The sequence below is a fragment of the Microbacterium sp. ZW T6_19 genome (assembly GCF_044987465.1).
GTDB classification, from domain to species: Bacteria; Actinomycetota; Actinomycetes; order Actinomycetales; family Microbacteriaceae; genus Microbacterium; species Microbacterium natoriense_A.
On record NZ_JBJDRH010000002.1, the window covers coordinates 461,734 to 484,219 of the forward strand.

Annotated in this window: 26 protein-coding genes; 5 read left to right on the forward strand and 21 right to left on the reverse strand. The window is 67.1% G+C overall.

The annotated features are described in order from the left end of the window. Together ACI3KT_RS04760 and ACI3KT_RS04765 are read left to right on the forward strand one after the other, a co-directional pair. Positions 1–807, forward strand: a complete 807-nt coding sequence (locus ACI3KT_RS04760) for a prolipoprotein diacylglyceryl transferase (protein ID WP_292909969.1) — start codon at positions 1–3, stop codon at positions 805–807. Continuing rightward, positions 788–1,390 (forward strand): hypothetical protein, encoded by a 603-nt coding sequence (locus ACI3KT_RS04765; RefSeq protein WP_404902825.1) that lies wholly within the window; start codon positions 788–790, stop codon positions 1,388–1,390. Before ACI3KT_RS04760 ends, ACI3KT_RS04765 begins: the two co-directional genes overlap by 20 nt. Positions 1,391–1,418: 28 nt before the next feature. Here the strand turns inward: ACI3KT_RS04765 and hflX are convergent, their stop codons facing one another. Continuing rightward, complete coding sequence (gene hflX, locus ACI3KT_RS04770) at positions 1,419–2,930, reverse strand: GTPase HflX (RefSeq protein ID WP_404902827.1); 1,512 nt, start codon at positions 2,928–2,930, stop codon at positions 1,419–1,421. Between the two features lie 67 nt (positions 2,931–2,997). On the opposite strand from hflX, the gene ACI3KT_RS04775 reads away from it, so the two are divergent. Then, the gene (locus ACI3KT_RS04775; RefSeq protein WP_292909963.1) at positions 2,998–3,639 is read left to right on the forward strand and encodes a class I SAM-dependent methyltransferase; all 642 of its coding nucleotides are present in this window, start codon (positions 2,998–3,000) and stop codon (positions 3,637–3,639) included. A gap of 18 nt (positions 3,640–3,657) precedes the next feature. On the opposite strand, the gene ACI3KT_RS04780 is transcribed toward ACI3KT_RS04775, so the two are convergent. The 17 genes from ACI3KT_RS04780 to ACI3KT_RS04860 form a co-directional block, all read right to left on the reverse strand. After that, positions 3,658–4,317 (reverse strand): HAD family hydrolase, encoded by a 660-nt coding sequence (locus ACI3KT_RS04780; protein WP_404902828.1) that lies wholly within the window; start codon positions 4,315–4,317, stop codon positions 3,658–3,660. Positions 4,318–4,321: 4 nt separating this feature from the next. Next, positions 4,322–5,194, reverse strand: coding sequence for a diaminopimelate epimerase (gene dapF / locus ACI3KT_RS04785; RefSeq protein WP_404902830.1), 873 nt, complete (start codon positions 5,192–5,194; stop codon positions 4,322–4,324). 23 nt (positions 5,195–5,217) lie between these two features. Next, the gene (locus ACI3KT_RS04790; RefSeq protein WP_404902832.1) at positions 5,218–5,649 is read right to left on the reverse strand and encodes a GNAT family acetyltransferase; all 432 of its coding nucleotides are present in this window, start codon (positions 5,647–5,649) and stop codon (positions 5,218–5,220) included. 23 nt (positions 5,650–5,672) lie between these two features. Continuing rightward, positions 5,673–6,200 (reverse strand): dihydrofolate reductase family protein, encoded by a 528-nt coding sequence (locus ACI3KT_RS04795; protein WP_404902833.1) that lies wholly within the window; start codon positions 6,198–6,200, stop codon positions 5,673–5,675. Beyond that, positions 6,197–7,105 carry a tRNA (adenosine(37)-N6)-dimethylallyltransferase MiaA gene (gene miaA / locus ACI3KT_RS04800; RefSeq protein WP_404902835.1) on the reverse strand — a complete coding sequence of 303 codons (909 nt, stop codon included), beginning with the start codon at positions 7,103–7,105 and terminating at the stop codon, positions 6,197–6,199. The genes ACI3KT_RS04795 and miaA overlap by 4 nt, the downstream gene beginning before the upstream one ends. 106 nt (positions 7,106–7,211) lie before the next feature. After that, entirely contained in the window at positions 7,212–8,759 is a 1,548-nt protein-coding gene (gene miaB, locus ACI3KT_RS04805) for a tRNA (N6-isopentenyl adenosine(37)-C2)-methylthiotransferase MiaB (protein WP_404902837.1), read from the reverse strand. Between the two features lie 134 nt (positions 8,760–8,893). Continuing rightward, positions 8,894–9,715, reverse strand: coding sequence for a regulatory protein RecX (locus ACI3KT_RS04810; protein WP_404902838.1), 822 nt, complete (start codon positions 9,713–9,715; stop codon positions 8,894–8,896). 57 nt (positions 9,716–9,772) lie between these two features. Further along, entirely contained in the window at positions 9,773–10,816 is a 1,044-nt protein-coding gene (recA, locus tag ACI3KT_RS04815; RefSeq protein WP_307296327.1) for a recombinase RecA, read from the reverse strand. Positions 10,817–11,079: 263 nt separating this feature from the next. Continuing rightward, positions 11,080–11,304 (reverse strand): DUF3046 domain-containing protein, encoded by a 225-nt coding sequence (locus ACI3KT_RS04820; RefSeq protein WP_292905892.1) that lies wholly within the window; start codon positions 11,302–11,304, stop codon positions 11,080–11,082. 18 nt (positions 11,305–11,322) lie between these two features. Further along, entirely contained in the window at positions 11,323–11,631 is a 309-nt protein-coding gene (locus ACI3KT_RS04825) for a helix-turn-helix domain-containing protein (RefSeq protein WP_045258786.1), read from the reverse strand. 135 nt (positions 11,632–11,766) lie between these two features. Then, positions 11,767–12,249 carry a CinA family protein gene (locus ACI3KT_RS04830; RefSeq protein WP_404902840.1) on the reverse strand — a complete coding sequence of 161 codons (483 nt, stop codon included), beginning with the start codon at positions 12,247–12,249 and terminating at the stop codon, positions 11,767–11,769. Beyond that, a complete protein-coding gene (pgsA, locus tag ACI3KT_RS04835; RefSeq protein ID WP_404902842.1) occupies positions 12,246–12,821 on the reverse strand; it encodes a CDP-diacylglycerol--glycerol-3-phosphate 3-phosphatidyltransferase in 576 nt (191 codons plus the stop codon). The genes ACI3KT_RS04830 and pgsA overlap by 4 nt, the downstream gene beginning before the upstream one ends. Then, positions 12,821–15,514 carry a DNA translocase FtsK gene (locus ACI3KT_RS04840; protein WP_404902843.1) on the reverse strand — a complete coding sequence of 898 codons (2,694 nt, stop codon included), beginning with the start codon at positions 15,512–15,514 and terminating at the stop codon, positions 12,821–12,823. Before ACI3KT_RS04840 ends, pgsA begins: the two co-directional genes overlap by 1 nt. Before the next feature lie 90 nt (positions 15,515–15,604). Beyond that, positions 15,605–16,099, reverse strand: a complete 495-nt coding sequence (locus ACI3KT_RS04845) for a GNAT family N-acetyltransferase (RefSeq protein ID WP_404902844.1) — start codon at positions 16,097–16,099, stop codon at positions 15,605–15,607. A gap of 64 nt (positions 16,100–16,163) precedes the next feature. Next, positions 16,164–17,840 carry a ribonuclease J gene (locus ACI3KT_RS04850; RefSeq protein ID WP_292905881.1) on the reverse strand — a complete coding sequence of 559 codons (1,677 nt, stop codon included), beginning with the start codon at positions 17,838–17,840 and terminating at the stop codon, positions 16,164–16,166. Between the two features lie 68 nt (positions 17,841–17,908). Then, a complete protein-coding gene (gene dapA, locus ACI3KT_RS04855; RefSeq protein WP_292905879.1) occupies positions 17,909–18,886 on the reverse strand; it encodes a 4-hydroxy-tetrahydrodipicolinate synthase in 978 nt (325 codons plus the stop codon). Between the two features lie 28 nt (positions 18,887–18,914). Further along, a complete protein-coding gene (locus ACI3KT_RS04860; RefSeq protein ID WP_292905877.1) occupies positions 18,915–19,325 on the reverse strand; it encodes an EF-Tu/IF-2/RF-3 family GTPase in 411 nt (136 codons plus the stop codon). Between the two features lie 41 nt (positions 19,326–19,366). Here ACI3KT_RS04860 and ACI3KT_RS04865 point away from each other — a divergent pair, with 41 nt between their 5' ends. Then, positions 19,367–19,909 carry an NUDIX hydrolase gene (locus ACI3KT_RS04865; RefSeq protein ID WP_292905875.1) on the forward strand — a complete coding sequence of 181 codons (543 nt, stop codon included), beginning with the start codon at positions 19,367–19,369 and terminating at the stop codon, positions 19,907–19,909. 12 nt (positions 19,910–19,921) lie between these two features. Here ACI3KT_RS04865 and ACI3KT_RS04870 read toward each other — a convergent pair whose 3' ends face one another. From ACI3KT_RS04870 to ACI3KT_RS04880, 3 genes are read right to left on the reverse strand one after another with little or no spacing between them, the layout of a single operon-like run. Beyond that, entirely contained in the window at positions 19,922–20,683 is a 762-nt protein-coding gene (locus tag ACI3KT_RS04870) for an SDR family NAD(P)-dependent oxidoreductase (RefSeq protein ID WP_404902845.1), read from the reverse strand. 1 nt (position 20,684) lies between these two features. Continuing rightward, the gene (locus tag ACI3KT_RS04875; RefSeq protein ID WP_292905871.1) at positions 20,685–21,161 is read right to left on the reverse strand and encodes a dihydrofolate reductase; all 477 of its coding nucleotides are present in this window, start codon (positions 21,159–21,161) and stop codon (positions 20,685–20,687) included. After that, the gene (locus ACI3KT_RS04880; protein WP_292905869.1) at positions 21,158–21,967 is read right to left on the reverse strand and encodes a thymidylate synthase; all 810 of its coding nucleotides are present in this window, start codon (positions 21,965–21,967) and stop codon (positions 21,158–21,160) included. Before ACI3KT_RS04880 ends, ACI3KT_RS04875 begins: the two co-directional genes overlap by 4 nt. Before the next feature lie 96 nt (positions 21,968–22,063). Between ACI3KT_RS04880 and ACI3KT_RS04885 the strand changes: the two genes are divergently transcribed. Beyond that, positions 22,064–22,474 (forward strand): thioredoxin family protein, encoded by a 411-nt coding sequence (locus tag ACI3KT_RS04885; protein ID WP_292905867.1) that lies wholly within the window; start codon positions 22,064–22,066, stop codon positions 22,472–22,474. Positions 22,475–22,486: the final 12 nt, after the last annotated feature.

Sequence of the window (22,486 nt, forward strand, 5' to 3'; positions counted from 1 at the left end):
ATGTTCCCCACCCTGACCGACCTGTTCGGATTCGGCCCGCCGATCGAGACCCACGGGTTCTTCGTCGGAATCGGGCTGCTCGCGGGCGGTCTCGTGTTCTGGGTCGAAGCGCGTCGACGCGGCGCGAACGATCCGCGGATCCCGTACCTCGTGCTGGGCGCTCTCATCGGAGCGGCGATCTTCTCGCGACTGGGCACCTGGGCGCAGCATCTGGATCCGTCGCAGAACCTCAGTCTGGGCGAGCAGCTGGTGTCGGGCAACGCCTCGATCCTGTCGGCTCTGGTCGGCGCGTGGGCGGGCGTGCACGTCACCAAGCGGATCGTCGGATACCGGGATCGCAGCGGCGATCTCTTCGCGCCCGCTGTGGCTCTCGCCATGGCCATCGGCCGATTCGGATGCCTGTTCACCGAGGACCCGGGCACGCCCACGGGTGGCGACTGGGGCATCGTCCTGACGCCCGCTCAGGCGACCCGGCTGGGTGCACCGGCGGGTGTCGGCCTGCATCCGAGCTTCGTGTACGAGATCGTCTTCCACGCCGCGGCGTTCATCGTGCTGTGGTTCTGGCTGCGGCATCTCGGACTCCGCAGCGGAGAGACGCTCACCCTCTACATCGCTGCGTATGCGGTCTTCCGCTTCCTCGTCGAGTTCGTGCGCGGCAACGACGTCGCCTGGCTCGTCTTCACGCGCCCGCAGCTGTTCCTGCTCGCGACTCTCCCGCTGCTCGCCATCCGCCTCGTATGGTTGTGGCGGAAGGGCGCGTTCATCCCCGCCGACCGGAGGACACAGAATGAGCATCAACCCGCCTGACGGCAGTCCCGAAGAACCGGATGCCGTGGTGCCGCCCGAACCGGTCGTGCCGCCGCAGCCGGTCGTGCCGCCGTCGACCGGTGTTCCACCCGTGCCGCTGGCTCCGGCAGCCGCTCCGCCGTACCCGGCCCAGCCGCCGCACCCGGCCCAGCTGCCGTACTCCGGTCAGTCGCCGTACCCGGCCCAGCCGCCGCACCCGGCCCAGTTGCCGTACTCCGGTCAGCCTCCGCACGCAGGTCAGCCGCAGTTCTACGGACAAGTCCCTCAGATGCCGTACGGCATGCCACCCGGCCCGCCGTACGGGCAGAAGAGAGGCCTCGGCAACGGCGCCAAGATCGGCATCGGGAGCGGGATCGGATGCCTGTCCTACGTCGTCGCGTTCTTCCTCTTCCTGGGCACGATGTCAGTGCTGAGTCAGGCCGGCCCCGCAGCATACTTCGTGATCTTCGGGCTGCCCGTGCTCGTCGGCGTCGGGCTGCTCTTCTCTCCCAGAACCCGCGGATTCGGCGTCGGCATCCTGATCGTGGCAGCGGCGGGCTGGCTCGTCGTACTCGGACCCTGCAGCACGTTGCTGTTCGCGTAGAGCGCCCTGCCCGGCGGTTCAGCCCCGGTCAGTCCGTCGCCGAGAACTCCGCGAGCTCTGCGGCGAGCCGTTCCGAGACGCGCGCGTGCACGGCGGTGCCCGCCTCACGGTGCTCGACTGACAGCAGCATCCCGGTTTCGTGGATGGCTGCGACGAGATCACCGCGCTCGTAGGGGATCACCGCGTTCACCTCGATCGCGGGCGTCGGCAGCGCGGCTTCGATGGCTCCCCGCAACTCGTCGATGCCCTCGCCGGAGCGGGACGACACGAAGTGCGCCTTGGGTTCGAGTCCCCTCAGGACCAGGCGCTCGTCGTCGGCGATGAGGTCGGCCTTGTTGAAGACGACGATCTCCGGCATGTCGCGTACGCCCACGTCACCCATCACGTCACGCACGGTCTGCAGCTGGCCGGCCGGATCGGGGTGCGATCCGTCGACGACATGCAGCACGACGTCGGCGTCGCCGACCTCTTCGAGGGTCGAGCGGAAGGCCTCGACGAGCTGATGCGGAAGGTTGCGCACGAAACCGACCGTGTCGGTCAGCGTGTACACACGACCGTCACTGGTCTCCGAGCGGCGCACTGTGGCATCGAGAGTCGCGAAGAGGGCGTTCTCGACGAGCACGCCTGCGCTCGTGAGCGCGTTGAGCAGGCTCGACTTGCCCGCGTTCGTGTACCCGGCGATCGCCACCGAAGGGATCGTGTTGCGCTTGCGCTCAGCACGCTTCGCCTCACGGCCGGGCGCGAAGTCTCGGATCTGCTTGCGCAGGAGCGCCATCTTCGTGCGGATGCGTCGACGGTCGAGCTCGATCTTGGTCTCACCGGGACCACGTGAGCCCATGCCGGCACCGCCGGCTCCGACCTGGCCACCGGCCTGGCGGCTCATCGACTCTCCCCAGCCGCGCAGGCGCGGCAGCAGGTACTCGAGCTGCGCGAGCTCGACCTGGGCCTTGCCCTCACGGCTCTTCGCATGCTGGCTGAAGATGTCGAGGATGACGGTGGTGCGATCGATCACCTTCACCTTGACGACGTCTTCCAGCGCGCGGCGCTGGCTGGGTGCGAGCTCGGTATCGGCGATCACGGTGTCGGCGCCGGTGGCAGCGACGATGTCCTTGAGCTCCTGCGCCTTGCCTCGCCCGATGTAGGTCGCCGCGTCCGGATGCGGGCGTCGCTGAAGCACGCCGTCGAGCACGACGGCGCCCGCCGTCTCGGCGAGGGCGGCGAGCTCACGCAAGGAGTTCTCAGCATCCTCCTGAGCGCCCTGCGGATACACGCCCACGAGGACGACGTTCTCCAGCCGCAGCTGCCGGTACTCGACTTCGGTGACGTCTTCGAGCTCGGTCGACAGTCCCTGCACGCGACGCAGTGCGTGCCGGTCGGCGAGGTCCCACTGGTCGCCGTCTCCCGAGCCGTATCCTGCGGTGGCGGCATCCTGCAGCGCCTGTGCTGCCCCGAAGACGCGCGCTTCCGTGCGCTTGTCCGCGTTCGCGAGAACGCGTTCGACTGCTTCGTCGTCGGTCGAGTGGTTGGTGGTGTCCGTCATCCGGTCCTTGTCTCTGGCTTTTGCGCGGAGTCTTAACCTTACCCGCGCTGTCCGGTACGCTCACGGTATGGGGTCCGACCACTACTTCACTGCGGCCCCGGCAAGCCCCGAGAACCTGCGTACGATCCGTGTGTCGCTCGCAGGCCGTGAGCTCGACGTCACCACCGCTGGCGGCGTCTTCAGCCCGGATCGGTTGGATGCCGGCACTGCAGTGCTTCTCGCCAACATGCCACCTGTTCCTCCCGGTGGCAATCTCCTCGACCTCGGAAGCGGATGGGGTCCGATCACGCTGTCGATGGCCTTGGCGGCGCCCCACGCGACCGTATGGGCTGTCGATGTCAATGAGCGCGCCCTCGATCTGGTGCGCCGCAACGCGGCATCTCTCGGGCTCACCAATGTCAACGCTTCACTCCCCGAAGATGTTCCCGCTGACGTCACGTTCCGGACCATCCGCTCCAATCCACCGATCCGTGTGGGCAAGAACGAGCTCCACGGACTCCTGGAGCGCTGGATCCCTCGTCTCGACGAGCGCAGCGACGCGTGGCTCGTCGTGCAGCGCAATCTCGGCGCGGATTCGCTGCAGCGCTGGATCGCGGCGACCTTCCACCCCGGCTACAGCGTGTTCCGCACGACGACCGGCAAGGGCTACCGAGTGCTGAAGGTCCGTCGTCACGGCACACCTCCGACCGAACCGATCATCATCGGTTGAGCAATGCGAGCGCGCGGCTCATCCCGCGGCTGCCATACCGAGCAGAGCGGGCAACTCCGCCATGTCGCTGAACACCTCGGTGTCCTCCCCCGCCAGCCATTCCGCCGGAGTCAATCCGCCTGCGTATCCGTAGGACCGCATTCCCGCGGCCCGGGCGGCTTGCACACCGAACCGGCTGTCCTCGACCACGGCGCATCGAGACGGTGCGACGCCCATTCGAGCAGCGGCGTGCAGGAACAGGTCGGGTGCGGGTTTGCCCTCGACGACGTCGTCCGCGCTGAAGATGCGGCCATCGAATCGTGAGAGCAGTCCGGTCAACCCGAGTGAGCGCCGGATCTTCTCGTGAGGTCCACTCGAGGCGACGCACGTAGGCACGGAGATCGCATCGAGAGCGCTCTCGACACCGTCCACCGCGTCGAGTTCGCGTTCGAAGGCCTCCACATAGAGAGGCTGAAAGGGCGATTCCCAGTCGTCCGGCAGCGCGCACCCCAGGTGCTCCTCGATCTCCGCCCGGAAGTGGTCGGTCGAACGCCCGACGAACCGGTGGACGATCTCTTCAGGCGTGAGCTTCCAGCCCAGGGTCGCGAGGACCTCACGATCGATCTCGACAGAGAGCCTCTCGCTGTCGACGAGAACACCGTCGCAGTCGAAGATCACCAGTTCGAACGGGGCGGACACCGGATCAGGCCAGTTCGACCTCGCCGTGGAAGACCAGGGTCGCCGGGCCAGACAGCGCGACGTGCTCGCCGTCTTCCGCGGGGAACATGCGCACGCCGAGCGTGCCGCCAGGGACTTCGACGCGCCAGTTGTTCGGCGCCTTCTCCCCCGCCCAGTAGCGAACCGCCAGGGCGGTGGCGGCGACTCCGGTGCCGCAGCTGAGTGTCTCGCCCACGCCGCGCTCCGACACGCGCATCTTCACGTGACCTATGCCGTCTCGCACCAGGGGCTCTCCGGGAACCACGAACTCGATGTTCGCGCCGGCGGGCAGCGCGGGCTCGAGGTCCGGAGTCCGGTGCAGTTCGAGGGACGCCAGCTCGGCGTCGGACGCCAGTGCCACGACGACATGAGGGTTGCCCACGTCGATGCCGAGACCGGGTCGGGTCACCGCCAGCCCGCCCGCGGTGACGAGCGGATCGTCGCCCGACAGCTTCCACAGTCCCAGGTCGACCTGATAGCCCGTCTCGCTGCGGGTGACGTCTCGCACGCCCGCACGGGTTCCGATCGGCAGCGTCGAACCCGGTTCGATCGTGGCGAGCCCGGACCTCACGAGATAGTGCGCGAAGACTCGAATGCCGTTGCCGCACATCTCCGCAATCGACCCGTCGGCGTTTCGGTAGTCCATGAACCACTCCGCCGCGGACTCCTCCGCGAGTGCCGCCGCACCGTCGGCGATCGCCGCGGAGCGGACGACCCTCAGGACGCCGTCGCCGCCGACGCCGAAGTGGCGATCGCAGAGCGCAGCGACCTGCTCGGCGTTCAGATCGAGAGAGCCGTCGGGGTCGGCGATGATGACGAAGTCGTTGCCTGTGCCGTGCCCCTTGGTGAATGCGACCATGAGGCCAGTCTATTCAGGCGCGACTATGCGTCGGCGATGAGTCTCTTCCCCGTGTTCCGAACGGAGAAACGCTCGTACCCGAGACCGTCATAGAACCCGAGAACGCCCTCGTTCCCTTCGCGCACCATCAGCTGCACCTTCGGGCAGCCCATAGCGAGGAGCCGCTTCTCGGCCTCGTGAACGAGAGCACGAGCGACACCGCGGCCGCGGTGCGATTCGGCGGCAGCGAGGTAGTACAGCCAACCGCGGTGGCCGTCGTATCCTGCCATGACGCTGCCGACGATGGCGTCTGTCTCTGTCTCTGTGGCGACGAGAAACAGCTCCGGCTGCACACCGAGCTTCCTCTCGATATCGAGTCGTGGATCGTTCCACGGGCGGGTGAGACCGGCCTCAGTCCAGAGGGCGACAACCGCCTCGATGTCATCGCGTCGAAAGCTTCTCACATGCCAGCTCATGAGTACGAGCCTACGGGCGGCCGTCAGTCTTTCCGCACCCGATAGCGCCCGCAGAGGAAGGCCCGATTGCGCGCCACCTCGATCAGCTCGAGATCGAGTGGCCGCGGCAGCACCGGAGCTCCGGACCCGAGTGTCACGGGAGCGTACTGCAGCCACACCTCATCGAGCAGACCGGCATCCGCGAACTGTCCAGCCAGATCGCCGCCGCCGACGATCCACAGATCCTTGCTGCCGGCCGCCTCCATCATTCGCGCGTGCACCTCACGCACGTCGGCCTGAGTGAAACGGACCTCACCGACGACCGGAGGCTCGAGGTCTCGGTGAGTGAACACCCACGTCGGCTGCTCGTAGCCCCAGTTCCCCTGCTCGGCCCGCATGACCCACTCGTAGGTCGATGAGCCCATGGCGAGGGCGCCGATGGATTCGACGAACCCCGGATACGCCATCGGACCGTCCATATCGATGTCCTGCTTCAGCAGCCAGTCGAGTGAGTGGTCGCTCGTCGCGATGAAGCCGTCGAGGCTGGTGGCCGTGTAGTAGTGGGTCGTCATAGGTCGATGATGGCACCGGCATCCGACATGGGTGAGCGCCATTCCAGCCCGGGGTAGCGCTTGAACCACGACACCTGTCGACGCGCGTAGCGCCGTGTGAGGGCCTGCGTCTCGGCGATGGCCTCCGCCTGTGAGAGACGGCCGTCGAGCCAGGCGAGCGCCTGCGCGTAGCCGATCGCGCGGCTCGCGGTCGCGCCGCGTTCCAAGCCGACTTCCCGAAGACGTGCGACCTCGTCGGCGAGACCGTCGGCCCACATGCGCTCCACTCGCGCATCGAGTCGCTGCACGAGGTCAGCCCGCTCGACGTGCAGGCCGATCAGATGCGTGGACGGATGCCAGAGCACCGGCGCCGATGGCAGCGAAGCCTGGTGCGTCACGCTCCCCTGCTCGAGGACTTCGAGCGCACGCACGATCCTGCGTCCGTTGTGGGGATCGATGCGCTCAGCCGTCGCCGGGTCTGCGGATCGCAGACGCTCGAGGAGGACGCCGGCGCCGCGTTCATCGAGCTCGCGTTCGAGTCGCGCCCGAACAGCGGGGTCGCGCGGAGGGAAGCGGAAGTCGAACACGACGCTCGAGACGTAGAGGCCGGAGCCCCCGACGAGGATGGCGTCTCCCCCGCGCGCGAGGATGTCTGCGATCGCGGCTCGCGCGAGCGGTTGATACCAGGCGACCGCTGCCTCGTCGGTGACGTCACGGACGTCGAGCAGATGGTGCGAGATGCCTCGGCGCTCCTCGAGGGAGAGCTTCGCCGTGCCGATGTCCATGCCGCGGTACAGCTGCATGGCGTCGGCGTTGACGATCTCCGCAGGGTTTCCTCGCTCGTGGAGCCTCTCAGCGAGATCGAGCGCGAGGTCGCTCTTGCCGGTGCCTGTCGCCCCGACGACCGCCCAGAGCCTCTGGGTCATCGAACGTCTCGCTCTGGGGCTCCGGTCTCAGGTCGCGACATTGCCACGGCGATGCCTGCATCACGGGGTGCCGTCGACAGGGCGCGCTCTCGCTGACGCTGCGGGTTCACACGCCCACGCGCAGAGTCGGCAGACCGAGCGAGACCGCGCGAGGAGCGCCGTCGGATGCCGCAGAGGGCACCGCGCACGACTCGGACTGCGCCCGATCCCAGGCGTCTCCGCCGCGGGTGCGACGGATGCGCAGCGGCTGGGCAGTCGGGTCGTCGGCGAGCAGGTGGAACGGCGCCGCATGGGTGATCGTCACGGTCACGGCATCGCCTGGGCGAGGGATCTCGGATCCGGGCGTCACCTCGAAATGCACGAGACGGTTGTCCTGTGCGCGTCCGGTCAGGCGATGGGTCTCCGCATCCTTCTTCCCCTCACCGACAGACACCAACAGCTCGACCTCACGGCCGACCTGCTTCTGGTTCTCCTCGAGCGAGATTCGCTCCTGCAGGGCGATCAGGCGGTTGTAACGCTCCTGGACCACCTCTTTGGGCACCTGGTTCTCCATCGTCGCGGCGGGGGTGCCCTCGCGGATCGAGTACTGGAATGTGAAGGCTCCGGAGAACCGCGACTGCTCGACGACCCGCATGGTGTCTTCGAAGTCCTCGTCGGTCTCGCCGGGGAACCCGACGATGATGTCGGTCGTGATCGCCGCGTGCGGGATGCGCTCGCGCACGCGCTCGATGATGCCGAGGAAGCGCTCGCTCCGGTACGAGCGCCGCATCGACTTGAGGATGCGGTCGCTGCCCGATTGCAGCGGCATGTGCAACTGAGGCATGACGCTCGGCGTCTCGGCCATCGCGTCGATCACGTCATCGGTGAAGGCGGCCGGATGCGGACTCGTGAAGCGGATGCGCTCGAGGCCCTCGATCTCGCCGGCGGCACGCAAGAGCTTGCCGAATGCCTGACGGTCGCCGAACTCGACGCCGTAGGAGTTGACGTTCTGACCGAGCAGCGTGACCTCGATCGCGCCGTCTTCGACGAGCAGGCGGATCTCGTTGAGGATGTCTCCGGGGCGGCGGTCTTTCTCCTTGCCCCGCAGATGGGGCACGATGCAGAAGGTGCACGTGTTGTTGCAGCCGACTGAGATCGACACCCAGCCGCTGTGCGCGGAGTCGCGCTTGGTGGGCAACGTCGACGGGAAGATCTCCAGGGACTCGAGTATCTCGAGCTCGGCCTCGCCGTTGTGACGCGCACGCTCGAGAAGTCCAGGGAGAGAGCCCATGTTGTGCGTTCCGAAGACGACGTCGACCCAGGGGGCTTTGTCGAGCACAGCTTGCTTGTCCATCTGTGCGAGGCACCCGCCGACGGCGATCTGCATGCCGTCTTTGCGACGCTTGACCGAGGCGAGCTGACCCAGCGTTCCGTAGAGTTTCCCAGCCGCGTTGTCGCGCACTGCGCAGGTGTTGATGATGACGACGTCAGGCTCGTCACCGGCTGCCGCCCGCACGTAGCCCGCGCTCTCCAGCGAACCGGAGAGACGCTCCGAGTCGTGAACGTTCATCTGGCACCCGAACGTGCGCACTTCGTACGAGCGCTGCCGCCCGTCGCTGTCTACTGCTGCCGACGACGCGTCGATGATCGTCGGTTCACTGCGAGGGATAGTCATGATCCTTCGATTCTACGATCGACAGCCGTGATACCGCTCGCGATGCACGTCAGCACTCTGATGCGCTTCGGGCTGCACGAGATCGGCCCGGCTGCCATGACCTCACCGGTCGGCGGCCGGGCCGATCGCGCACTTCATTCGAATCTCACGCCCGAGGGCCGTGGGCCGGAGAACTGCTCGCCCATCACCGTCCGGACCACGGAGCTGACGACACCCCCGGAGTACCCGCGACGAGCAAGCTGACCCGAGAGCCGTCGCTTGGCCGTCTCCTGGTCGAGCCGGGCGAGCGAGCGCATCTTGGATCTCGCGAACTCGAGGGCCCGTTCGACGTCATCGTCCGGAAGATCGTCGAGAGCCGCATCGATCACATCGCGCGGGATGCCCCGCTGCGTCAGGAGGCGGGACAGGGCGACTCTCCCCTGGCCCTTCCGCTCGACGCCCGAGGTGATGAGGTGGCCAGCGAGGACGGCGTCGTCGAGGTAGCCGCGGCGGCAGAAGTCGTCGATGACGTCGTCGACCTGCGCCGAGTCGAGCCTCTGCTCACCGGCTTCGTATCCCCTCAGCACCAGGCGCGCCTCAGAGACGGACAGCGAACGAGTTCGCAGCCGGCGGACGAGGACCTCTTCCGCGGCCTTTCTGACCTGCTCAGGGTCGACGCCCTCGTCGGGGGCGGCATCGCGCTCGCGCGTCTCGTGAGATGTCAGAGCGCGCAGCCGCGGTGCGGCTCGACCGGCCGCACCGCGCGCCGGATGCCGTTCGCTCGGCGTCCCGGCATCTGCGGGCCGCTCGTCTCCGAGCGTCGTCGACGACCAGGTGGAGCGCCAGAGCTGTGCCTCTTCGGCGGGACGGGGGACGACGCCCGCGGCGTCGTCCCCCACACCATCAGACCCATGGCTCTTCCGCGCTCCGCCGAAGAGCGGGATGACAGGGGCAAGCGACTCATCGTCGGCAGTCATGACTCACCCCGGTTGCTGAGCGACGCCGAAGCACGGTTGCGGAGCGACGCCGAAGCATCAGGCCGGGCGGCGCTCGGCAAGCTCATCGGCGGGAGCGGCAGCCGGCGCACCGATGCCGAGCTTCTGCTTGATCTGGGACTCGATGGCCAGCGCGATGTCGGGGTTCTTGAGGAGGAACGATCGCGCGTTCTCCTTGCCCTGACCCAGCTGGTCACCGTCGTACGTGTACCACGATCCGGACTTCTTGACGATGCCGTGCTCGACACCGAAGTCGATCAGGCTGCCCTCTCGCGAGATGCCGATGCCGTACAGGATGTCGAATTCGGCCTGCTTGAAGGGCGGCGCCATCTTGTTCTTCACGACCTTGACACGCGTACGGTTTCCCACCGCGTCGGTGCCGTCCTTCAGCGTCTCGATCCGACGGATGTCGAGTCGCACGGACGCGTAGAACTTCAGCGCCTTACCACCGGCTGTGGTCTCAGGCGAGCCGAAGAACACGCCGATCTTCTCGCGCAGCTGGTTGATGAAGATCATCGTGGTGTTGGTCTGGTTCAGTCCGCCGGTGAGCTTGCGGAGGGCCTGCGACATGAGCCTGGCCTGCAGACCCACATGCGAATCGCCCATCTCGCCCTCGATCTCGGCTCGGGGCACGAGCGCTGCGACGGAGTCGATGACGATCAGATCGATGGCTCCGGAGCGCACGAGCATGTCGGCGATCTCGAGCGCCTGCTCACCGGTGTCGGGCTGGGAGACGAGCAGAGCATCGATGTCGACACCGAGCTTCGCCGCGTAGTCGGGATCGAGCGCGTGCTCGGCATCGATGAAGGCGGCGATGCCTCCTGCGCGCTGCGCATTGGCAATCGCGTGCAGAGTCAGGGTCGTCTTACCCGACGACTCCGGACCGTAGATCTCGACGATGCGTCCGCGTGGCAGGCCGCCGACGCCGAGAGCGACATCGAGAGCGATGGAACCCGTGGGGATCACGGCGACGGGAGCGCGCTCATCGCTGCCCAGCCGCATGACCGAGCCCTTTCCGAACTGGCGGTCGATCTGTGCGAGTGCGGTCTCGAGGGACTTCTCGCGGTCTGCGGGTGATGGCATGATGTGTTCCTTCTGCTCGCGTGTTGCCGCCTGTAGGCTGTCGCGGCCCACCCCCGGATGGGGAGAACTCTCCGACAAGGCGTATGGCTTCGAGGCCTTGTCTTCACCGTACGAGGAGCCTCGGACATTGCGTCAGGACGCCCACGAACTGGGGATAACACGGCATCAGAACCACTTGTGCAGAAGACTACGCCCTATCGAACACATCTTCGAGGACATGTCGCATTCGGCGTGTCGAAACACGGATCTCTCGAACAACCGCCTCAGCGCTTGCGAGGTTCCAATCGTCCCGCGCCATGGCGTCGTTCGATCGGCACGTCCATCTCGGCACACAACGCCAGCCAGATCTCTCGGGGCGGCAGACCGTCTGTCAACGCCGCGGCAGCCGTGCGGTCTCCGAGCTGTGTCAGGACCAGGTCGCTGACCAACGAGGACGCGCGCCCCCCGAACTCGACGTCCACGGCGCGGAGGAACTCACTGCGACGCATCGACGAAAGAAGAGCTGATCAGCGCAGCGTGAGCTGAGGCTCGATCGACGCGACGAGATCGTCGGGCACGACATCAGGGAAGACCTGGATGCCCTCGAGCACCGAGATCCGGTCGCCGACCTCGCGCATGATGGTGGAGATCGGAACGTCGAGCGCCTCTGCGACCGAAGCGAGGATCTCGCTCGATGCTTCCTTCTGCCCGCGCTCGACCTCACTGAGATAGCCCAGAGCCACGGATGCCTTGCTTGCGACCTGCCGGAGCGTACGCCCCTTCTGCTGACGGAAGTCCCTCAGCACATCGCCGATTTCCTGTCGTACGAGAATCATCGGAACCTCCTCCCAGTTCCCGAGGTCGCCCTCGAAGAGATCGCCAGTCTAATACCTCTTGCTTGCACAGAATCTACCTTGACACCCTGTGGTTTGAATGTGAGCACACTCATGTCAACTTTGATGCAGAGCCATCTATTCCCGTAGCAGTTCGAGCAGCACGGCGAACGCCTCCTGCACCGTCTGCGCACGGATCTGCGCACGATCTCCGGAGAACAGGAAGGCCGCCGTTCGCGCACCTTCGGGCGTCACCGCACCGATGTGCACAGTACCGACCTGCTGACCATCAGGCGAGTCGGGACCGGCGATGCCCGTCGTGGAGATTCCGACATCCGCCCTGCGTCCGTCTACGGCCACGGCCGAGCGAACTCCGTCGGCCATCTGCGCGGCCACCAGCGGATGGACGGGCCCGTGCTCATCGAGCAGATCCGCATCGACTCCCAGCAGAGTGTGCTTGACGGGCGTCGCGTAGGCCACCACCGCACCCAGGAGAACGGCGGAGGCGCCCGGCACCGAGACGCATTCCGCCGCGACGGCTCCCCCGGTCAGCGACTCGGCGATGCCCAGCGTCCATCCTCGGGAACGCAGTTCCTCGAGGACCTCGGATGCCTCGCTCACGCCTTCGTCCGGGTGCCGCGCACCTGGGCGACGATGTAGTCGATGCCGCTCGCGACGGTGAGCACGAGCACGACGACCATCAGCACGGCCGTGACGAGGGTCCAGGGCTGGAGTCCGATGAGCACGTGCAGCGGCAGCAGCGCCCAGCCGAGCGCGACCGCCTGCACGGTCGTCTTGAGCTTGCCCATCCAGGCCGCCGCGACCACATGCTCGTTCACGATCATCAGCCGATGGACGGTGATCCCCCACTCGCGCACCAGGATGATCGCGACGATCCACCAGTTCACCTCGCCGAGGATCGCGAGGCCGATGAATCCGGCTCCGGTGAGGAGCTTGTCGGCGATCGGATCCCACAGCTTTCCGAAGTCGCTGACGATGTCGTACTTGCGGGCCAGGTACCCGTCGACCCAATCCGTGGAGATCGCGAGGATGAAAAGGGCGCCGGCCACCCAGCGCAGCACCGGATCCGGCTCGCCATAGGTGCCTCCGAGCAGCAGCAACACGAAGAAGACCACCGCGAGGGGGATGCGTGCGACCGTGATCGCGTTGGGGAGCTGCCGTGGAATGGCCATCAGTCGCGCCCCGTGAGTCCCCAGGCGTCTTCGTCGCCTTCCGCCTCGACGACCGGAAGCCCGTCGAACTGCGCCTCGACCGGATCCTGCGCGCGGCCGGCCGGTGCCGGCGCGGCCGCCGAAGGCGCAGCCGGCGCGTCGTCACCACGGAGCTTCGCGAGCACCTGCGGCAGCTGCTCGGCGGTCGCCAGCACGTCACGCGCCTTCGATCCCTCGGACGGGCCCACGATCTCTCGCGATTCGAGCAGATCCATCAGACGGCCCGCCTTGGCGAAGCCGACGCGGAGCTTGCGCTGCAGCATCGATGTGGAACCGAACTGGGACGACACGATGAGCTCGGCGGCTGCGAGCAGCAGCTCGAGGTCGTCTCCGATGTCCTCGTCGACTTCCTTCTTCTTGGCCGGGTCCATCGCCTCCTGCACATCGGACCGGTACTCGGGGCGGGCCTGACGCGTCACGTGCTTGACGACCGCGTCGATCTCCTTCTCGTCGACCCAGGCGCCCTGCAGACGGAACGGCTTGGACGAGCCCATCGGAGAGAACAGGGCGTCACCCTGACCGATCAGCTTGTCGGCGCCGGGGCTGTCGAGGATGACACGGCTGTCGGTGACGCTGGTCACGGCGAAGGCGAGACGCGAGGGCACGTTGGCCTTGATCAGACCGGTCACGACGTCGACGCTGGGTCGCTGTGTGGCGAGCACGAGGTGGATGCCGGATGCGCGCGCGAGCTGGGTGATTCGGACGATCGAGTCCTCGACGTCACGAGGGGCGACCATCATGAGGTCGGCGAGCTCGTCGACCACGACCAGCAGATACGGGTACGGCTTGAGAACCCGTTCGCTGCCGACGGGAACCTCGACCTCACCGGCACGCACTGCCCGGTTGAAGTCGTCGATGTGGCGGAATCCGAACGACGCGAGGTCGTCGTACCGCATGTCCATCTCTTTCACGACCCACTGCAGAGCCTCTGCGGCCTTCTTCGGGTTCGTGATGATGGGCGTGATCAGGTGAGGAACGCCGGCGTAGCTCGTGAGCTCCACGCGCTTCGGGTCGATCAGCACCATCCGCACGTCGGAGGGACGTGCCCGCATCAGCAGGCTCGTGATCATCGAGTTCACGAAGCTCGATTTGCCCGAGCCGGTCGAACCGGCGACGAGCAGGTGCGGCATCTTCGCGAGGTTGGCGATCACGATGTTGCCGCCGACGTCCTTGCCGACGCCGATCGTCATGGGATGCGTGCTCTTCTGCGCGGCCTGGGAACGCAGGACGTCACCCAGCGCGACCATCTCCTTGTCGGCGTTCGGGATCTCGATGCCGATCGCGCTCTTGCCCGGAATCGGCGAGAGGATGCGCACGTCGTTCGAGGCCACGGCATACGCGAAGTTGTTGCTCAGCTGCAGGATCTTCTCGACCTTGACGCCGTGCCCGACTTCGACCTCGTACTGCGTGACCGTCGGCCCGCGAGAGAACCCGGTGACCTTCGCATCGACCTTGAACTGCGTGAGCACGTTCGTGATCTGCTCGATCACCTTGTCGGTCGCCTCCGAACGCACGACGGGCGGCGGACCCTCCACGAGCAGGTTGGGCGGCGGAAGGATGTACGGCGCCACCGGCGCCTGCGGTCCCCGCTCCCCCGGCCCCTCTGTGCCGAAGCCGTCGAGGCCAGGGAGCTCCGGCATCTCACCGGTGTCGGAGTCGTCGAGCAGCGCCGTGCTCTGCTGCCCCGCGAGCGCGTCGGTGACCGACCGCACGTCGGACAGCACCTCGGTCGCCGCGTCGTAGGGGTCTTCGACGACCACGGCCTGGTCGTATGCGGGCGTGGGGTCAGCGGTCGTGAGGAGAGCGGTGATGTCATCCGATCCGAGAGTGCCCTCGTCGGGGTCTTCTTCTCGACCGGTCTTGTTACGCCGCCACCACGGCAGCACATCGGGATCGTCGACCTTGTCGGCCTCGTCGACGGCCGCGTCCTTCGCGGGCTTCTCGACGCGCTCGGCGTCGAACATCCAGGTGTACAGGTCTCCCAAGCGCTGACCGATGCGGTTCGGCGGCGTCTTGGTGAGGATCAGGATGCTCAGGCCGGCGAACAGGGCGAGAACGATGTACGCGGGGATCGTCGTCAGATACGTCAGGGGCTGTCCGACCATCCAGCCCGACAGCCCGCCAGCGGCACTGAGGGCGACCATGCCCTGCTTCGGCTGCGGCGTGCCACCCGCGACATGGCAGAACCCGGCCATCGCGATGGCGAAGAGGCCGAACCCGATGCCGATCCGCCCGTTGTCGTTCACCGACGAGGGATGCCGGAAGAGCCATCCCGCGAGCAGCAGGAGCAGAACGGGCATCACGAAGGCGACGCGTCCGACGAGGAGTCCCACGGAGTAGGCGCTGATGTTGCCGGCGATCTCGTTGCCGATGAAGAACCACTCGTTCACGGCTCCGGCGATGGCCAACAGCACCAGCAGGAACGGAAAACCGTCGCGACGGTCGTCCTTCTCGAGCGTCTCGGGGCCGAATGCGCGGAACATCCCGCCCACGCCGTGCGCGATGCCGTTCCAGGCACGGACGGCGAGAGGTGGCTTGTCGGCCTCGTCGATGTACTTCTTCGGAGCCGCCTGAGCCTTCGGCGCGGTCTGCCGCTTCGGGCGCGACGGTGCGCTCGCCGACGCGCGCGCGGTCTTCGTAGTGCTCCTGGGCATGCTCTCACGTTACGACCAGCAGCCGACAAAGCCCGTAATGACGCGGCTTTCCGGCATCCTTCGGTACCAGTCTCGGATCGCGCGAGCTCTTCAGGACAGCCGGTGCACCATGGTGTCGCGACCTTCGCTCTGCACCGTGGTGACGAACCCCTCCGAACGGTAGAGATTGCGGGCGAAGTTGTCGTGCTCGACGCTCAGGCTGAGCCGCCGATGTCCCTGCTCGTGCGCGTGGAGCACGAGTCGTCGCAAGAGCGTGCGGCCGACCCCGTGGGCTCGCCAGATCGGCTGCACCCCGATGATGAGCTCGGGCACGGCGGTCTCGACGAATCCGAAGCCGGGGTCGCTGCGGGGCAGCATCCGATACCAGGCGGCGCCCATCTCGTTGCCACCCGCGTCGACGGCGACGAAACCCGCATCCGCCGGGCGCATCCACCCGGAGATGTACCGGCGATGCACAGCGGATGTGAGGATCTCGTGGCGTGCCTGAGGCGCGCGACCCCGCCAGTTCGCCGCCTCGACGACCATGTCGCCGAGGAAGCTGCCGTCGCTCTGCACGGCGGGGCGGATCGAGAACTGCTCGGTCATGTCCAGAGCCTAGGACGCGCCGGTTACGCCCGAGTGACGCGCGCCTGTGAGTCCTCGGCCGTCGTCACGCCTCGATGACCAGAGGCACGATCATGGGACGACGACGCAGCTTCTGATTCACCCAGCGTCCGATCGTGCGGCGGACGACCTGCGACAGAGCGTGCGTGTCGCGCACTCCGTTGCCGGAGGCGTCCTTCAGCGCTGCGATGATCTTCGGCACGACGTCGTCGAACACCGAGTCGTCCTCCGCGATGCCGCGGGCGTGGATCTCCGGTCCCGAGATGATGCGGCCGGTACCGGCATCCACCACGACGATCACCGAGACGAAGCCCTCCTCGCCGAGGATCCGACGGTCCTTGAGGTCCGCATCCGTGATCTCTCCGACGGTCGAACCGTCGACGTAGACGAATCCGAGGTCGAGCTGTCCGACCACGCGCGCCACGCCGTCCTTGAGGTCGATGACCGTGCCGTTGGACGCGATGATCGTGCGCTCCTCGGCGATGCCGGTGTCTTGCGCGAGCTTGGCGTTCGCCATCAGGTGCCGGTACTCGCCGTGCACGGGCAGCACGTTCTTCGGCTTGAGGATGTTGTAGCAGTACAGCAGCTCGCCGGCGGCGGCGTGGCCCGAGACGTGCACGCGCGCGTTCGCCTTGTGCACGACGTTCGCGCCGAGCTTGGTGAGGCCGTCGATCACCCGGTACACGGCGTTCTCGTTGCCGGGGATGAGGCTGGAGGCGAGGATGACGGTGTCGCCCTCGCTCACCTCGATCGCATGATCCATGTTGGCCATGCGGCTGAGCACGGCCATGGGCTCGCCCTGCGAGCCCGTGGACATGTAGACGATCTGCTCGTCGGGAAGGTCACGCGCCTTCTTGAAGTCGATGAGGACGCCGTCCGGCACCTTCAGGTAGCCCAGCTGCTCGGCGATCGTCATGTTGCGCACCATGCTGCGACCGAGGAAGGCGACGCGGCGCCCGTGGGCGGCGGCAGCGTCGATGACCTGCTGCACGCGATGCACGTGGCTCGAGAAGCTTGCGACGATGACGCGTCGAGGGGCCTTGCCGATCACCTGATCGAGCACCGGTCCGATCGAGCGCTCCGTCGGGGTGAACCCGGGGACGTCGGCGTTGGTCGAGTCGACCAGGAACAGGTCGACCCCCTCTTCGCCGAGGCGCGAGAACGCCCGCAGGTCGGTGATGCGTCCGTCCAGCGGCAACTGGTCCATCTTGAAATCGCCGGTGGCGAGCACCATGCCGGCGGGTGTGCGGATGGCGACGGCCAGCGCATCGGGGATCGAGTGATTCACCGCGACGAACTCGAGATCGAACGGGCCCACCTTCTCCTGTTGGCCCTCCTTCACCGTGAGAGTGAAGGCCTTGATGCGGTGCTCCTTGAGCTTCGCCTCGACGAGGGCGAGCGTCAGGCCGGATCCGATCAGCGGGATGTCGCTCTTCAGACGGAGCAGGTACGGCACCGCTCCGATGTGGTCCTCGTGCCCGTGCGTGAGAACGACGCCGACGATGTCGTCGAGACGATCCCGGATCGGCTCGAAGTCGGGCAGGATGAGGTCGACGCCGGGCTGGTGCTCTTCGGGGAAGAGCACGCCGCAGTCGACGATCAGGATCTTGCCCTCGTACTCGAACATGGTCATGTTGCGACCGATCTCGCCGAGGCCGCCGAGCGGTGTGACGCGCAGGGTCCCCTCGTCGAGCTCTGCCGGATCTGCGATGGGGATGGACATGCTGTCTCCTCAGTCGGACGCTCCGCGCGTCCGTTCGTTCTCAGGGACGCGTCTCCGCGCCCGATGTCTCAGCGCGTGGTGCCGTGCACCTTCGGCAGGGCACCGCCGGCGGCCGCATTGCGGTCGGGCCGGAAGTTCGAGAAGTCCGCGCCGGGCACATCCGTGACGAGAGCGAGCTCGTCCTCGATGAGGGCGGCCTCCCACTCTTCCGGACCCACCAGGGGCAGACGCACGCGCGGGCTCGAGATGCGCCCGAGTCCGTGCAGGATGTACTTGGCTGCCACCGTGCCGGGAACGTGGGTCATCGCGGCGCGCACGAGCGGCTCGAGGCGCTTGTGCTCGGCGGTCGCGGTCGCGAGATCCCCGCGGTTCACGGCGTCGACGATCGTGCGATACGGGGTCGCGGTGATGTTGGCGGTGACGCCGATCAATCCCGTGGCGCCGATGGCGAGGTGAGGAAGCACGTTCGCGTCGTCGCCGGAGAAGTACATCAGATCGGTCTGGTTGAGCACGCGGCTCACCTCGGAGAAGTCGCCCTTGGCGTCCTTCACGGCGAGGATGTTCGGATGCTTGGCGAGCCGGAGGATCGTCTCGTACTTGATCGGCACACCGGTGCGACCCGGGATGTCGTAGAGGATGACCGGCAGATCGGTCGCGTCGGCGACGAGGCGGAAGTGCGTGAGGATGCCGGCCTGAGTCGGCTTGTTGTAGTACGGCGTGACGATCATGATGCCGTCGGCCCCGAGCTTCTCGCTGGCCTTGTAGAGCTCGATCGCGTGCGCGGTCTCGTTGGATCCGCCGCCCGTGATGATCTTGGCGCGGCCCGCCGAGACCGACTTGCCCACCTCGACCAGCTTGAGCTTCTCGGGGTCCGTGAGGGTCGAGGTCTCGCCGGTCGTACCCGTCACGACGATGCCGTCCGCACCCGCGGTGATGACGTCATCCATGTGCTTCTCGACGGCGGGCCAGTCGACTTCGCCGTCGGCGGTCATCGGAGTGACCAGCGCGACGAGAACCTGTCCGAATGGATTGCCCGAGTGCGTCATGTTCCCAGCGTATCGGTTCGTCGCTCGCTCACGCTGACGCGGACGTGCGGATGACGTCGCCTCGCGCCAGGTCGAGGTGGCCGCGCAGCAGCAGTCCCGCCATGGTCCCTGCCGCGGCTTCCGTCGCCTTCGTGCGGAACATCTCGATGCCGGTGATCTCCGATGTTCCCACCTCGGCGCCGTCGCGGTGCACCACGATGCGATCACCCACTCGCACGATCCCTGCCGCGACGGTGCCGGTCACCACTTGGCCGCGTCCCGTGATCGTGAAGACGTCTTCGACGACGAGCTCGCCCGTGGTGACGGCGGTGGAGACGGTCACTGGCGCACCGACTGCACCGTGCGCCAGACCGGCCAGGCGTTCGGCCTCGGCCTCGTTGTACTGCCGCAGCATCTCGTTCGCGTCCTGCGGATCGCGCTTCCTCCCGAACCAGCCCATGACGTCGATCCTACGCAGCAGCTGCGCATAGGCTCGGAGCCATGAGCTGGCAGACGCACGACTCCACGTCGGTCTATGAGAACGCGTGGATCTCCGTGCGCGAGGACCGTGTCACCGGTCCCGCGGGCGAGGGCATCTACGGCGTGGTCACGATGCGGCATCCCGCCGTCTTCGTCGTCGCGATCGACGCGGACGACCGGGTCTGCCTCGTGACCCTCGACCGCTACACCACGGGGACGTCGATCGAAGTGCCCGCCGGCGGGAGCGACGGCGAGGACCCATTGGTCGCGGCCCAGCGGGAGCTCCTCGAGGAGACGGGGTTCAGGGCCGCGGAATGGACGCGGATCGGCACGATGAACGCCCTCAACGGCATCGCGCACGCGCCCGAGCACGTCTTCCTCGCTCGCGGTCTCCAGCATGATGCAGCGGATGCCGCGCATTCTCAGGCTGAGGAGGGCATAGATGCGGTCGCCTGGGTACCGTTCGGCGATGTGCTGGAGATGATCGCCGACGGCCGCATCACCGACGGCGAGACGGTCGCCGCGATCGCCTATGCCGGCATCCGGATCGGGCGGTTCCGCTGAGTCGACGCCCGCTCAGACCCGGCCGCGACGCGCCACGCCCGCGGTGAGCGACCGCGGCAGGATGCCGGTCAGAGCCACGACGGCCTTGTACCGCAGCGACGGGATCGAGACGGCCTTGCCGAGTGCTGCGTCGCGCAGCCCCGTTCGCACGACGTCGGGGGCCTGCAGCCACAGGATGCTCGGCACGCCTTCCTGCCCCTTCTCGAGGCCCATGCGCTCGTGGAAGGTCGTGTGCACGAAACCGGGGCAGAGCGCGGTCACGGTCACGCCGTCTCTGGCGTACTCGGCGTTCGCCCATCGGCTGAAGCCGATCAGCCAGCTCTTGCACGCCGAGTATGTCGAGCGTGAGATGAAGCCCGCGACCGAGGCCACGTTGATGATCCGCCCGCCGCGCCCGCGCATGGTCTGCAGCGCGGCGTGCATGAGCCGCATCGATGCCTCGACGTGCACACGCAGATGGCGCACCTCGTCGTCGATGTCGTTGTCGGCGAACTGCAGGGGAAGGCCGATACCCGCGTTGTTGACGAGAAGGTCCACCGGGTCGCTCGCGTCGCGCAGGCGCGCGGCGACGCGTTCGACGTCCTCCGGCACCGCGAGATCGGCCGTGATGATCTCGACCGCGACGCCGTGCGCGCTCCGCACCTCGGCAGCCAGCTCCTCGAGCGGCCCGATCGAGCGGGCGACGAGGATCAGATCGGCGCGGCGACGGGCCAGCTGACGCGCGAACTCGGCGCCCAGGCCGGCACTGGCACCCGTGATCAGTGCGGTGGGCATGTCAGCGCTCGTATCCGAGGAAGCGGTAGCGGATGCCGCTGCGAGAGGTCTGCCACTCCCCCTCGTCGACGAGCCTCCAGCCCGCCTTCGACGGAGCGTAGGCATCGCCATCGACATCGACGTCGAGTTCGGTGACTTCGAGGCGATCGGCCTCAGCCACGACCTGACGGAAGATCTCGGCGCCGCCGATGATCCACACGCGTTCTTGGCCGCGGACGGCCTCCGCGATCGTCGCCGCACGTCGCGCGCCCTGCGCCGACCAGTCCTGCTGGCGGGTGATCACGATGTTCTCGCGGCCGACCAATGGGCGGAACCGCTCGGGAAGGGAATCCCAGGTCTTGCGGCCCATCACGACAGGAGCACCGAGGGTGACCTCCTTGAAGTGAGCCAGATCCTCGGGCACATGCCACGGCATCCCGCCCTCGGCCCCGATGACGCCGCCGTGCGCCTCGGCCCAGATCAGCCCCACCCAGGTCATACGGCCACCGCCGCTCGGATCGGCGCGTGATGCTGATAGTCCTCGACGATGAAGTCCTCGTAGCGGTAGTCGAGGATCGACTCGGGCGTGCGTGCGAAACGCAGCGTCGGATACGGGTAGGCCTCGCGTGAGAGCTGCTCGCGCACCTGCTCGAGGTGATTGTCGTAGATGTGGCAGTCCCCGCCGGTCCAGACGAAGTCGCCCGGCTCGAGCCCCACCTGCTGCGCGACCATGAGAGTCAGCAGCGCATAGGAGGCGATGTTGAACGGGACACCGAGGAAGAGGTCGGCGCTGCGCTGGTAGAGCTGGCAGGAGAGCTTCCCGTCGGCGACGTAGAACTGGAAGAGGGCGTGGCAGGGAGCCAGAGCCATGTCGGGGATGTCTGCAGGATTCCATGCCGACACGATCAGCCGTCGGGAGTCGGGGGTCTTGCGGATTTGCTCGATCACATCGGAGAGCTGATCGATGCTCTCGCCGTCCGGGGTGGGCCACGAGCGCCACTGCACGCCGTAGACCGGGCCGAGGTCGCCGTCGGCATCCGCCCATTCGTCCCAGATAGTGACGCCGTTCTCCTGCAGCCATCGCACGTTGGAGTCGCCGCGCAGGAACCAGAGCAGCTCGTAGGCGATGGACTTGAAATGCACGCGCTTGGTCGTGATCAGAGGGAAGCCCTGTGCCAGGTCGAAGCGGATCTGCCGGCCGAACACGCTGGTCGTGCCGGTTCCGGTCCGATCCGACTTGTGCGTGCCGGTCTCCAGCACGTCTCTCAGCAGGTCTTCATACGGAGTCGGCACGGCTTCGCTCATGAGAGCCAGACTACCTTCCCGGCCCGGTTGCGGGGCGGTTCGTCATGCTCGGAAACATCGGCCCGCAGGCGCACCCGGCAGTCGTACTCTCTACCCATGTCGCCTGTGCTCGCCCTCCTCATCGCCGCCGCGCTCCTCGTCGCCGCGGTGATCGCGGGCATCGTCATACGGCTCGTCGACGGCCGGCGTCGCGGCGGCGGACATCTGCGATTCGACGCGACGGATGCCTCGGGAGAACTGGGCGAGAAGGCCACACTCGTGCAGTTCAGCACCGAGATGTGCGCACGGTGCCCGCAGGTGCGGCGGATGCTGGGCGCCATCGCCTCGGCTGACGATGGCCTCGCCCACATCGAAGTCGATCTGACCCATCGCCCCGACCTGTCGTCGCGGTATCGCGTTCTGCAGACGCCGACCACGTTCCTCGTGGACAGAGCCGGTGTCGTCCGCGCACGATTCAACGGCGTGCCGCACCGGCACGCCCTCGCCGAAGCCCTCGCCGCCGTCTGAGTCACGAACACC

What these genes read in the sequence shown, in the direction of transcription:
- miaA (WP_404902835.1), bottom strand. Translation starts at nt 7,105, where the DNA reads ATGACCCAGAGGCTCTGGGCGGTCGTCGGGGCGACAGGCACCGGCAAG.
- ACI3KT_RS04880 (WP_292905869.1), bottom strand. Translation starts at nt 21,967, where the DNA reads ATGAGCGAAGCCGTGCCGACTCCGTATGAAGACCTGCTGAGAGACGTG.
- miaB (WP_404902837.1), bottom strand. Translation starts at nt 8,759, where the DNA reads ATGACTATCCCTCGCAGTGAACCGACGATCATCGACGCGTCGTCGGCA.
- ACI3KT_RS04825 (WP_045258786.1), bottom strand. Translation starts at nt 11,631, where the DNA reads ATGATTCTCGTACGACAGGAAATCGGCGATGTGCTGAGGGACTTCCGT.
- pgsA (WP_404902842.1), bottom strand. Translation starts at nt 12,821, where the DNA reads ATGGCCATTCCACGGCAGCTCCCCAACGCGATCACGGTCGCACGCATC.
- ACI3KT_RS04820 (WP_292905892.1), bottom strand. Translation starts at nt 11,304, where the DNA reads ATGCGTCGCAGTGAGTTCCTCCGCGCCGTGGACGTCGAGTTCGGGGGG.
- ACI3KT_RS04865 (WP_292905875.1), top strand. Translation starts at nt 19,367, where the DNA reads ATGAGCTGGCAGACGCACGACTCCACGTCGGTCTATGAGAACGCGTGG.
- hflX (WP_404902827.1), bottom strand. Translation starts at nt 2,930, where the DNA reads ATGACGGACACCACCAACCACTCGACCGACGACGAAGCAGTCGAACGC.
- dapF (WP_404902830.1), bottom strand. Translation starts at nt 5,194, where the DNA reads ATGGTCGCATTCACCAAGGGGCACGGCACAGGCAACGACTTCGTCATC.
- ACI3KT_RS04810 (WP_404902838.1), bottom strand. Translation starts at nt 9,715, where the DNA reads ATGACTGCCGACGATGAGTCGCTTGCCCCTGTCATCCCGCTCTTCGGC.
- ACI3KT_RS04875 (WP_292905871.1), bottom strand. Translation starts at nt 21,161, where the DNA reads ATGACCTGGGTGGGGCTGATCTGGGCCGAGGCGCACGGCGGCGTCATC.
- ACI3KT_RS04790 (WP_404902832.1), bottom strand. Translation starts at nt 5,649, where the DNA reads ATGAGCTGGCATGTGAGAAGCTTTCGACGCGATGACATCGAGGCGGTT.
- ACI3KT_RS04885 (WP_292905867.1), top strand. Translation starts at nt 22,064, where the DNA reads ATGTCGCCTGTGCTCGCCCTCCTCATCGCCGCCGCGCTCCTCGTCGCC.
- ACI3KT_RS04840 (WP_404902843.1), bottom strand. Translation starts at nt 15,514, where the DNA reads ATGCCCAGGAGCACTACGAAGACCGCGCGCGCGTCGGCGAGCGCACCG.
- ACI3KT_RS04850 (WP_292905881.1), bottom strand. Translation starts at nt 17,840, where the DNA reads ATGTCCATCCCCATCGCAGATCCGGCAGAGCTCGACGAGGGGACCCTG.
- dapA (WP_292905879.1), bottom strand. Translation starts at nt 18,886, where the DNA reads ATGACGCACTCGGGCAATCCATTCGGACAGGTTCTCGTCGCGCTGGTC.
- ACI3KT_RS04845 (WP_404902844.1), bottom strand. Translation starts at nt 16,099, where the DNA reads ATGACCGAGCAGTTCTCGATCCGCCCCGCCGTGCAGAGCGACGGCAGC.
- ACI3KT_RS04775 (WP_292909963.1), top strand. Translation starts at nt 2,998, where the DNA reads ATGGGGTCCGACCACTACTTCACTGCGGCCCCGGCAAGCCCCGAGAAC.
- recA (WP_307296327.1), bottom strand. Translation starts at nt 10,816, where the DNA reads ATGCCATCACCCGCAGACCGCGAGAAGTCCCTCGAGACCGCACTCGCA.
- ACI3KT_RS04870 (WP_404902845.1), bottom strand. Translation starts at nt 20,683, where the DNA reads ATGCCCACCGCACTGATCACGGGTGCCAGTGCCGGCCTGGGCGCCGAG.
- ACI3KT_RS04760 (WP_292909969.1), top strand. Translation starts at nt 1, where the DNA reads ATGTTCCCCACCCTGACCGACCTGTTCGGATTCGGCCCGCCGATCGAG.
- ACI3KT_RS04765 (WP_404902825.1), top strand. Translation starts at nt 788, where the DNA reads ATGAGCATCAACCCGCCTGACGGCAGTCCCGAAGAACCGGATGCCGTG.
- ACI3KT_RS04860 (WP_292905877.1), bottom strand. Translation starts at nt 19,325, where the DNA reads ATGGGCTGGTTCGGGAGGAAGCGCGATCCGCAGGACGCGAACGAGATG.
- ACI3KT_RS04795 (WP_404902833.1), bottom strand. Translation starts at nt 6,200, where the DNA reads ATGACGACCCACTACTACACGGCCACCAGCCTCGACGGCTTCATCGCG.